Source organism: Parvibaculum sp. (assembly GCF_040882025.1).
Lineage (GTDB): Bacteria > Pseudomonadota > Alphaproteobacteria > Parvibaculales > Parvibaculaceae > Parvibaculum.
The window spans coordinates 1-8,675 of record NZ_JBBECC010000008.1 but is presented as its reverse complement, the minus strand read 5'-3'; the positions used below and the strand labels follow the sequence as shown (position 1 = coordinate 8,675).

The following is an 8,675-nucleotide window of genomic DNA, read 5'->3' as shown; positions in this document are numbered from 1 at the left end:
CTCAACACATCGGTGGGGGCGGTCAAGTCGGCCCTGCATCGGGGACGCGGAAGGCTGGAGGAGGCCGCCATCATGGAACAGCCGGCGCGTATGCCGTCCCGCGAAACCGTCGAGCGTTTCATGGCAGCGCTTGGCGGCCGCGACGTCGCGGCGATGAAGGAACTCTGTCTCGAAAATCTCAAGGTCGAACTCGTCGGCGGCGCCGAGATGGAAGGCTTCGAGAAATCCCGAAGCTTTTTCGAGCATGCCCATATGGTCTTGCCTGCGCTCGGCTTCGGTGAGAATCCGAACTGGCGCCTCGCCGACTATCTTGGCGAGCCGGTCGTGCTCGGCTTCCGTACGCTCGACGGCAAGGAGGGGCTCAACGAAATCCATCGTATCGAGGAGGAAGACGGCCGCATCGCCCGCATCCGCTGCTATTGCTTTGCGCCCGACACGCTGCGCGCCGTTGCCGCCGATCTCGGCCTCCCCGCGCTCGACCGCGCCTATCGAAGCCCCTGACGGCGTTTTTCGCGATTGTGCGCGGGCGCCTGCCGCGCCACGATTCCCTGGCGGTGCGAATCGCCCGCGCCATCAGCGAGGGAAGCCCCATGCTCAAGGAATTTCGCGACTTCGCCCTCAAGGGCAATGTGCTCGACATGGCCGTCGGCATCATCATCGGCGCGGCCTTCACCACCATCGTCAAGTCACTGGTCGACGACATCATGATGCCGCCCATCGGCGTCCTGATGGGCGGCGTCGACTTCTCGAATTACTTTATCGCGCTCACCTCGGGCGATGCACCGGCAACACTCACCGAGGCAAGCGCGGCGGGCATTCCCGCCCTCGCCTATGGCCGCTTCATCAATGCGCTGCTGCAATTCGCCATCGTCGCCTTTGCGCTCTTCCTCGTCATCAAGCAGATGAACGCCTTGCGGCGACGCATCGCGCGCGGCGAATCCCCCGCCCCCGCCGCCCCGCCGCGCCAGGAAGTGCTGCTGGAGGAAATCCGCGATGCGCTGAGAGGGAAGAATTAGAGGCGGCCTTGTTCTTTTTTGTCTTCGTCATTGCGAGGAGCGCAGCGACGAAGCAATCCAGAAGCCGCGAGTACAGAGTTCGACGCTTTCTGGATTGCTTCGCTTCGCTCGCAATGACGCCCCCGATGGGCCAGGGAAACGAGAGTACTCAGTCCCCCCGCCGCATCACATAGAAGACGTAGGAATACTGGCCGGGATTGTTCTCGATGAGGGCAATCTCGGCCTCCTCCGCAGCGAGAACGCTTTCCGCCGCCGCGCCATAGGTCGCGCGCATTTCGGCGATCCGGACGCGCATCGACGTGTAGTATTCCGCCCACCAGTCTTCTTGCGGCAACGTGAAGGTGCCGATGATCTCGTAGCCGGCGCGTTCCGCCGCGGCGCCGTTTTCGGCCACCGTTCCCATTCCCGGATAGGCGTCGTTCCAGAAGGCCATGGCTTCCGCCGCCGGCGCATCGGTCAGCCATGTGCATTCGGTGACCGCGACGAAGCCGCCCGGCTTCACGAGACGCCGCCAGAGCCGGAGCCCCGTCTCGAAGCCGACCAGATAGATCGCACCTTCCGACCAGACGAGATCGAATTCCCCGTCATGGAAGGGCAGCGCCGCCATGTCGCCGCGCTTGATCGTCAGCCGGTCCTCGCCGATGCGCGCGCGCTCGGCGCGCGCCGCCAGCTTGTCGAGAAAGGGTTCGAAGAGATCGACCGCCGTCACATGGCCCCTGGTCAGACGCAGCAGTTCGAACGTCGAGGCGCCTTGGCCGCAGCCGATATCGAGAATGCGCGCATCCTCACGCAGGCCCGGCAGCATCGCGAAGGCGCGCGCGGTCGAGGCGGCGCTTCCCGGCCCGTTGCGCGGCAGGCCGAGCTGCAGCTCGAGGAAAATCTTGAAAGGGTCGAGGTCGCCCGTCACATGCTCTCCCGCCAGCGTGCATGATCGGCGCCGGTATCCACATCGGCGAGGCTTTCGAGCCGCGCCAGGCTCAACCCCGCCCGCCGGATATTCGCTTCCGTGTCGGCGCGCGTGTGATCGCTCGACCAGCGCACGCCGGCAAAAATATCGGCGACGCGCGGCCGCCGCTTCAGGCCGATCAGCCAGTAACCGCCATCCTCGGCCGGGCCGATCACCGCGTCGTGGTTGCCGAGCGCCGCGAAGGCCGCTGCAACATGGGCGCGCGTGATGCCCGGAATGTCGGCGCCGACAATGACGACCGGCCCCGGCGGCAGGTCGCGAAAGAGGCGGCCCATGCGGTGCCCAAGATCGCCCGTTCCCTGTCCGATCCGCACCATGCCGGCCGGCCAGGGTCCCGGCTCATGCACAGCCCCGTCCGGCGCCAGCGCCAGCACCGTCTGCCAGCGGGGATCGTTCCCGACACGCCGGATCAGCCCCGCCGACGCCGTCCGGAAGAACCGCACCGCTTCCACGCCGCCAATATCGCGCGCCAGCCGCGTCTTGACGCGGCCGATCAGCGGCGCCTTCGCCATGATCACAAGTTGCGGGTCGAGGGACATCTGTGTGCAGATTTTTTCGATGAATGTGTTTCTTCCCACCCGCCCCTGGGGGGCGGGTCAAACGGCGCGGCTTTGGCCTTGCCAAAGGCGTGACGTTTGGGGCGGGGGCGCGGCGGAAATCCGGAATACAATCGAGAGCGGCTTCGTTCGGGAGAGTCAGAGCCCCCGCCCCGAACGACCTGCGGTCGTTCGACCCTCCCCCCAGGGGAGGGTGGCGATAAACGGAACACCGGCACACACCTCACCCGTAAATCCTCGCAATCACCCGAGGCGGCACACGCAGATAATAAAGCGCGAGGCAGGCGAGGTTGCGCATCGAGCGGGCGATGAAGCCTTCCTTGAGATAGCGCACGGGGCTGGTCACCGCGCGCGAACGCAGCATCACGAGACGGCGCCGGCCGATGCGCCGCACGAGATCGACATCCTCCATCAGCGGCAGGTCGCGATAGCCGCCGACGCGGTCGTAGAGACGGCGATTGACCAGCAGCCCCTGGTCGCCATAGGGCAGGCGCAGCAGCGCGCAGCGCAACGCGACCATGAATTCGAGGAAGCGGGCCCAGCCCGAAAAATCATCGAGCGCGAATTTGAAGGCCGCCGCCATTTCATGGTCGCGGAAGCGGCCGCTCTCGATCTGCTCGAACAGCTTCTCGACCTCGCCGATCCATGAGGCTTCAAGCACCGTGTCGGCATGAAGAAAGAGGAGCCAGTTGCCGCGCGCCGCCGCCGCGCCGGCCGCAAGCTGCGTACCGCGGCCCCGGGGCGCCTCGACCAGCTTGGCGCCGGCCGCCTCCACGATCTCCAGCGTCTCGTCCGACGAGCCGCCATCGACCACGATCACTTCCTGCACCAGCCCGCGCACGGCCGCTGTCACCAGCGGCGCCAGTGTCCGGGTCAGGGTCTGCTCGGCATTGAGGGTCGGGATCACCACGCTCAGCATGGCCGGCAACATAGCGGCCGGGCGGGGTTTTTCAAAATTGGCTGCGTTTTACATCGATGGATCGAATGCCGTCACCGCGGCCTGATCTCCGTCCCGAGCCCGGCGGTGATGAAGACGGCGCTTGCCGTGCCGTCAATATCGGCTGTGTGCCAGACGCCCGGCGGATTGATCGCGTATTCGCCGGCTTCGAGCGTCACCTTTGTCACGCCCTTCGGTGTTTCCTGATGCAGCATCATCCGCCCCGCGACGCAGAGCACCACCTCGGCGCCTTTCGGGTGCATCTCCCAACTGTCCCAGGGTTTGGTGAATGTATGCATCGAAACGAGGCGGCCCTCGAAGCCGTCGGCTGCGTGACGCGCGCCGTAAGCCTCATACCAGCCCATATCGCCGGTGAAGTCCGGCTCGACCACGGCGGTCGCGCCGCGCCCGAGATGGACCGGATTTTTCGACATCTCACTGACACTCATCGCATCCTCCCTCGCGTTTGTGCCGGTTCCGCCGCGCCAGCCTAGCGGGCATGCCGTCAGTCGACAATGTTCTTGTTATGTTCTCCAAACCTGCTATCTTCGCTCCATGACGTCGAGTCGCGACATAGCGCCCCCCGGCCGCCCCGCTCACCCCGCCAATTCCCCGATTGGTTCCCGAGCGGCCAAGCGGCCCGGACGCACGGACCAAGGCCCCGTTCCCCGCGGCGCCCCCCTCGTCCCCCCGAGGGTCCGTGCAACCCCTCTGCCCGAGAACGGCCGCCGCGGCCGGGGCGCGCTTACGAATGCGACCGGCCGCTTCGAGCCGCAGGCCCGCGAGGCGCTGGATGACGGCTGGGGCGTGCTCGACGCGCCCGCGCCCCTGAAAACCCAGGTCACCGCCGAAACGGCGCGCGCCGTTCTGACGCGCAATTCATCGCCCGATCTTCCCTTCGACCGCTCGATCAATCCCTATCGCGGCTGCGAGCATGGCTGCATCTACTGTTTCGCGCGGCCGACGCACGCCTATATGGGCCTCTCGCCCGGCCTCGATTTCGAGAGCCGGCTGTTTGCCAAGCCCAATGCGGCGGCGCTGCTCGAAAAGGAACTGGCGCGGCCCAATTATGAGCCGGCGCCGATCGCGCTCGGCACCAACACCGATCCCTATCAGCCGATCGAGCAGCGCTACCGCATCACGCGCAGCCTTCTCGAAGTGATGTCGGCCTATAATCACCCCGTCACCATCGTCACCAAGTCGGCCCGCGTCACGCGCGACCTCGACATTCTCTCCTCAATGGCCGAACGCAACCTCGCCAAGGTCTATCTCTCGGTAACGACGCTCGATGCGAAGCTCGCCCGCCGGCTCGAGCCCCGCGCCTCGACGCCCGCGCGCCGCATGGAGACGATTTCGATGCTCACCCAGGCGGGCGTGCCCACCGGCGTCATGGTCGCGCCGGTCATCCCCGTCCTCACCGACAGCGAGATGGAAAAAATCCTGACGGGCGCGGCCTATGCCGGTGCGAAGGAAGCGGGCTACATCCTGCTGCGCCTGCCGCTCGAGATAAAAGACCTCTTCCGCGAATGGCTGGAGGAAAACAGGCCCGACGCCGCCGCCCATGTAATGTCGCTGATCCGCCAGATGCGCGGCGGCAAGGATTACGACGCGGAATGGGGCAAGCGCATGCGCGGCGACGGCCCCTACGCCTGGCAGATCGCGCGGCGCTTCGAACTCGCCACCAAAAAACTCGGCCTCGCCAAAAAAACCGGCACCCTAGACACCACCCAATTCATGGTCCCCGGTCGCGGCAAACAACTGGCGCTGCTTTAGGGAAGAAAAGGTTTTTCACGCGGAGGCGCGGAGCCGCGGAGAAGAGCGATGTTTCGAGTCCAGCGGTTGCGCATCAAATGCAGTGCATGAGGTGTTGCTCTAATTTTCTTGCCGGGCTCTGCCCGGCAAAAAGAAAAATTTCCGACGCAATCCCGTGCAGAACATCGGTTGTTTTCTCTTCTCCGCGGCTCCGCGCCTCCGCGTGCCAAAAAACGAAGCCTGCGACACCCACAGTCACAAGACGCATGACAACCACTCCCAGAGGACTCGATGAAGTAACAGGCGAGATTGTCGATGCAGCCTACAAGCTGCATACCGGTCTCGGGCCGGGCCTGCTGGAGTCTGTCTATGAGGTCGTGCTCGAAAGCGATCTGCGGCGGCGTGGACTGAAGGTCGAACGGCAAAAATCCATATCGTTCGAATATGACGGCATGCATTTTGACGACGGTCTTCGGGTCGACCTGCTGGTGGACACCCGTATCGTGGTCGAAATCAAGTCGGTTGAGAGACTGTCGCCTGTGCACACCAAACAGGTTCTGACTTATCTGCGCGTTTTGAATCTCCCGGTCGGCCTGCTGATCAATTTCGGGGCGCCGACGCTGAAAGAAGGAGTGCACCGGATCGTGAACGGTTTTCGGCCGGCGCGGTCGCCGCTCCGCATCAATCGGGATACATCGCCCTAGCCTCCCCTTTCTTTTCGCGGCACACTCCGGCGCATGCCGCGCGCCTTGAAGAACCCGCTTCCCGATTTCCGCTTCGAGCTTGAGGCCGGCGCGCCGGCGCGGTTTGTCTGCGGTGTCGACGAGGCGGGGCGGGGGCCCGGGGGGGGGCGGGGCGGCGCGGCGGCCGTCATTCTCGACCCGGCCGACACGCCGCCCGGCCTCAACGACTCCAAAAAGCTCGACGCCGCGCGCCGCGAAGCGCTTTACGCCGCGCTTCAGGCATCGGCGCGGATCGGAATCGGCGAAGCGAGCGTCGAGGAGATCGACCGCCTCAACATCCTCAAGGCCACCATGCTCGCCATGACGCGCGCCGTCGCCGCGCTCGGCCTCGTGCCCCACTTCGCCCTTATCGACGGCAACCGCCTACCCGCGCTTTCCTGCCCGGCGCGCGCGATCGTCAAGGGCGACGCGCTGTCGCTTTCGGTCGCCGCCGCCTCGATAGCGGCCAAGACCGTCCGTGACCGGACGATGTGCGAACTTGCCCGCGCCCATCCCGGTTACGGCTTCGAACGCCACAAGGGTTACGGCACGGCCGCGCACCAGGCGGCGCTTTTGCGCCTCGGACCCTGCGCGGCGCACCGGTCGAGCTTTGCGCCCATACGCAAGATGTTGAGTCCGGCCGCCTGAGGGGGACTCGATCTTGTGTCCTCGAATCCGTTAACCTCTTGATTCAAAAAGATTATTGACCGCGATTCCGCGCGGACTCATCATGCCCCCCAATCCGGCGCTGGACCGGAAGCGACGTCAGTAACAGGGGTTTTCAGTGGGGCGCGTCACAGCCAAGGCCAATCCGGCCGAGACCATTATTCAGGGCGACTGCATCGAGGCGATGAATGCGCTTCCGGAAAAGTCGGTCGATCTCGTTTTTGCCGACCCGCCCTACAATCTGCAGCTCGGCGGCGAGTTGACGCGGCCCGACCAGTCCAAGGTCGATGCGGTCGACGACGATTGGGACAAGTTCGCGAGCTTTCAGGTCTATGACGAATTCACGCGCAACTGGATGAAGGCGGCGCGGCGCGTGTTGAAGGACACGGGCGCGATCTGGGTCATCGGCTCCTATCACAACATCTTCCGCGTCGGCGCGACGATGCAGGATCTCGGCTTCTGGATCATGAACGATGTCGTCTGGCGCAAATCGAACCCGATGCCGAATTTCCGCGGCACGCGCTTCACCAATGCGCATGAAACGCTGATCTGGGCGACGCGCGATGCCGAGCAGAAGAAATACACCTTCAACTACGACGCAATGAAGGCGCTCAACGACGATCTGCAGATGCGCTCCGACTGGCTCCTGCCGATCTGCACCGGCGGCGAACGCCTGAAGGACGGCGACGGCGACAAGGCGCATCCGACGCAGAAGCCGGAATCGCTGCTGCACCGGGTGCTGCTCGCGACCACCAATGCCGGCGACACGGTGCTCGATCCCTTCTTCGGCACCGGTACCACCGGCGCCGTCGCCAAGAAGCTCGGCCGCAAGTTCATCGGCATCGAGCGCGAGGCACGCTACATCAAGGTCGCGCGCGAGCGCCTGCGCCTCATCAAGACCGGCGCGCCCGACGACCTCAAGGTCACGACGTCGAAGAAAGCCGAAGTGCGCATTCCCTTCGGCACGCTGGTCGAGCGCGGTCTGCTCGAGCCCGGCGCCGTGCTCACCGATCCCGGCCGCCGCCACGCCGCCCGCGTCCGCGCCGACGGCTCGATCGTCTGCCGCGATGCGTCGGGCTCAATCCACAAGATCGGCGCCCATGTACAGGGGCTCGACGCGTGCAACGGCTGGACCTTCTGGCATTTCAAGACCGACGGCAAACTCAAGCCCATCGACATATTGCGGCAGAAGGTCCGCGCCGAGATGAGCGAGGCGTGAGGAGCGGTTCGCGGAACGCGAGCGAAGGGCCGGGCTATCAATCGTCATTGCGAGCGAAGCGAAGCAACCCAGAGGCGGCAGGCTCAATGCCTTGCGGCTTCCGGGGTGGCTTGGGTGCGCTCGCAATGACGGATTTTTAATCCGCCCTCGAACCAAACTTCACCTCTTCGCGAACAACGCCCCCGCTTCCGGCATCGCGTGCATCGCCACTTTCCGCATCACGGTCGGCAGCGCCTCGCCATGCAGCTCGTCGAGCGGCACCCAGCGTCCGTCGCCCCCGGGGACAAGTTTTTTTCGCGTCGCGGCGGCCAGCACGACCAGTTCGAGATCGAAATGGGTGAAGCTGTGGGTCACCAGACCGGGGATAAGTCGCCAGTCCGCCGCGACCGGCGCGTGGGGATAAAGTTCGTCCAGATCCTTTTGTGACAGTTTTTTGACAGTTCCGTGACAGAGGGGGGGGTCCCAGTCTGTGCCCGGTGCCTCCAGCATGCCGCCGAGCAGACCCTTTTCGGGCCGGCGGCGCAGCCAGACATGGCCGTTCCGGGTCAGCCAGAAGCAGGCGCCGGTCCGCATCGGCTTCGCTTTTTTCGGCGCCCGGCCGGGCCGCAAGGCTTCCGTCCCGCGCGCCCGCGCATCGCATAAGTCATTGATCGGACAGCGATTACAGGCCGGATTGCGCGGTGTACAGATTGTCGCGCCGAGGTCCATCATCGCCTGCGCGAAGTCGCCGGCGCGCTTTGCCGGCGTCAGCGTTTCGGCGCATTTGCGGATTTCGGGCTTGGCTTTCGGCAGCGGCGTTTCGATGTCGAAGAGGCGCGCCACCACGCGCTCGACATTGC

At 65.1% G+C, this 8,675-nt stretch carries 10 protein-coding genes and 1 pseudogene; 6 read left to right on the top strand and 5 right to left on the bottom strand.

Annotated features, from left to right (window positions below):
• Together WEB61_RS00755 and mscL are read left to right on the top strand one after the other, a co-directional pair.
• Nucleotides 1-501 (top strand): annotated as a pseudogene (locus tag WEB61_RS00755) (hypothetical protein); the annotation flags it as partial.
• An 89-nt stretch (nucleotides 502-590) separates the two neighbouring features.
• Nucleotides 591-1,016 (top strand): large conductance mechanosensitive channel protein MscL, encoded by a 426-nt coding sequence (mscL, locus tag WEB61_RS00750; RefSeq protein ID WP_368062415.1) that lies wholly within the window; start codon nucleotides 591-593, stop codon nucleotides 1,014-1,016.
• A 148-nt stretch (nucleotides 1,017-1,164) separates the two neighbouring features.
• Here the strand turns inward: mscL and WEB61_RS00745 are convergent, their stop codons facing one another.
• The 4 genes from WEB61_RS00745 to WEB61_RS00730 all read right to left on the bottom strand — a co-directional run bounded on the left by WEB61_RS00745 (nucleotide 1,165) and on the right by WEB61_RS00730 (nucleotide 3,926).
• Nucleotides 1,165-1,923 carry a class I SAM-dependent methyltransferase gene (locus tag WEB61_RS00745; RefSeq protein WP_368062414.1) on the bottom strand — a complete coding sequence of 253 codons (759 nt, stop codon included), beginning with the start codon at nucleotides 1,921-1,923 and terminating at the stop codon, nucleotides 1,165-1,167.
• Entirely contained in the window at nucleotides 1,920-2,522 is a 603-nt protein-coding gene (locus WEB61_RS00740; RefSeq protein WP_368062413.1) for a TIGR04282 family arsenosugar biosynthesis glycosyltransferase, read from the bottom strand. Before WEB61_RS00740 ends, WEB61_RS00745 begins: the two co-directional genes overlap by 4 nt.
• Nucleotides 2,523-2,763: 241 nt before the next feature.
• Nucleotides 2,764-3,459, bottom strand: a complete 696-nt coding sequence (locus tag WEB61_RS00735) for a TIGR04283 family arsenosugar biosynthesis glycosyltransferase (protein ID WP_368062412.1) — start codon at nucleotides 3,457-3,459, stop codon at nucleotides 2,764-2,766.
• 71 nt (nucleotides 3,460-3,530) lie between these two features.
• Entirely contained in the window at nucleotides 3,531-3,926 is a 396-nt protein-coding gene (locus WEB61_RS00730) for a cupin domain-containing protein (RefSeq protein ID WP_368062411.1), read from the bottom strand.
• 106 nt (nucleotides 3,927-4,032) lie between these two features.
• Here WEB61_RS00730 and WEB61_RS00725 point away from each other — a divergent pair, with 106 nt between their 5' ends.
• From WEB61_RS00725 to WEB61_RS00710, 4 genes are all read left to right on the top strand, one after another.
• Nucleotides 4,033-5,250, top strand: a complete 1,218-nt coding sequence (locus WEB61_RS00725) for a PA0069 family radical SAM protein (protein WP_368062410.1) — start codon at nucleotides 4,033-4,035, stop codon at nucleotides 5,248-5,250.
• 245 nt (nucleotides 5,251-5,495) lie between these two features.
• Nucleotides 5,496-5,933: a GxxExxY protein gene (locus tag WEB61_RS00720; protein WP_368062409.1), complete on the top strand. Its 438-nt coding sequence runs from the start codon at nucleotides 5,496-5,498 to the stop codon at nucleotides 5,931-5,933.
• Nucleotides 5,934-5,966: 33 nt separating this feature from the next.
• A complete protein-coding gene (locus WEB61_RS00715) occupies nucleotides 5,967-6,599 on the top strand; it encodes a ribonuclease HII (protein WP_368062408.1) in 633 nt (210 codons plus the stop codon).
• Nucleotides 6,600-6,735: 136 nt separating this feature from the next.
• Complete coding sequence (locus tag WEB61_RS00710) at nucleotides 6,736-7,836, top strand: site-specific DNA-methyltransferase (RefSeq protein ID WP_368062407.1); 1,101 nt, start codon at nucleotides 6,736-6,738, stop codon at nucleotides 7,834-7,836.
• A gap of 159 nt (nucleotides 7,837-7,995) precedes the next feature.
• Here the strand turns inward: WEB61_RS00710 and WEB61_RS00705 are convergent.
• On the bottom strand, nucleotides 7,996-8,675 hold a 680-nt coding region (locus WEB61_RS00705), incomplete at its 5' end, for an NUDIX domain-containing protein (protein ID WP_368062406.1).